This is a genomic window from Acidovorax sp. Root217 (genome assembly GCF_001428645.1).
GTDB lineage: Bacteria > Pseudomonadota > Gammaproteobacteria > Burkholderiales > Burkholderiaceae_C > Acidovorax.
In genome coordinates this window covers 1-1,138 of sequence record NZ_LMIH01000031.1, presented here as the reverse complement: position 1 = coordinate 1,138, position 1,138 = coordinate 1, and the positions used below count along the sequence as shown (strand labels likewise).

At 61.2% G+C, this 1,138-nt stretch carries 1 protein-coding gene; it reads left to right on the top strand.

Translation table 11 applies throughout. The features are described 5' to 3' along the window. Positions 1 to 50 precede the first annotated feature (50 nt). Positions 51 to 1,103 carry an IS30 family transposase gene (locus tag ASE31_RS25110; protein ID WP_057204809.1) on the top strand — a complete coding sequence of 351 codons (1,053 nt, stop codon included), beginning with the start codon at positions 51 to 53 and terminating at the stop codon, positions 1,101 to 1,103. Positions 1,104 to 1,138 lie beyond the last annotated feature (35 nt).

Below are 1,138 nucleotides of genomic sequence, written 5' to 3'. Positions count from 1 at the left end.
GGCGGATTCAAAACTGAAGTGCAACACCTGCCACCCTGTAAGGTCCGCAGATGCACAACCCCTCCCGCTCCAGCCACTACAGCCAACTGCAGCCCGAAGACCGAGTCACCATTGCCAGCCTGAAGCAGCAGAACTTCAGCGTGCGGGCCATCGCAAGGCAACTTCTGCGCTCACCGGCCACCATCAGCCGGGAGCTGGTGCGCAACGGCCATCCATCGGGCCATCCATCGGACTATGGCAGCGTCAAGGCGCAGAGCCTTTGCCTACAGCGCAGGCGCGCTGGTAGGCCCGCAGTCAAGCTGCACGCTGACTCCATCCTGTGGGCCCTGGTGGGCCATTTGCTGCGGCTTCACTGGTCGCCCGAGCAGATTGCCCTGACACTGGCACGCTTGCATCCCAAAGGCCATGAGCACCGAGTGTCACACGAGACCATCTACAACTGCATCTATGCCATGCCCGTGGGCGAGCTGCGCAAAGAACTGATCGCCACCTTGCGCCACGCCCACAACAAGCGCGTGCCGCGCAGCAAGGGCAAGGACCGCAGGGGCCAGATCCCGGACATGCTGAGTATTCACGTACGCCCGCCAGAGATCGAAGACCGCCAGTTCCCCGGGCACTGGGAAGGCGACTTGATCAAGGGCGAAGGCAATGCCAGTGCAGTAGGGACGTTGGTGGAGCGCACCAGCCGATTGGTCATGCTGGTCAAGCTCCCTGAGTTCAAGCCGGCCAGTGCTGCCAACGTCTTGCAGGGCTTCACGGACAAGCTGCTGGGCATTGCCCAGCCGATGCGCCTGAGCATGACGTACGACCAGGGTCGGGAGATGAGCATGCACAAGAAACTCAGCGAGCAAACCGGCATAGCGGTGTACTTCTGCGACCCGCACAGCCCCTGGCAAAGGGGCTCCAACGAGAACATGAATGGCCTGGTGCGCCAGTATCTGCCCAAGGGAACGGACCTGAGCATCTACAGCCAGGAGCAACTCGATGCGATAGCCGATGAGATCAATAACCGCCCCAGAAAGGGGCTGGGGGTACGATCACCGCTGGCTGTGTACCGCGAGTTGCTGATCAACAACCCGCAGCACTCCACCCTTGTTCATTGAAATCCAGGGTGTTGCGCTTCGCTTTTGAATCCGCC

Excerpts from the sequence above, each read along its gene's own strand:
- ASE31_RS25110 (WP_057204809.1), top strand. The coding sequence starts at position 51 with ATGCACAACCCCTCCCGCTCCAGCCACTACAGCCAACTGCAGCCCGAA.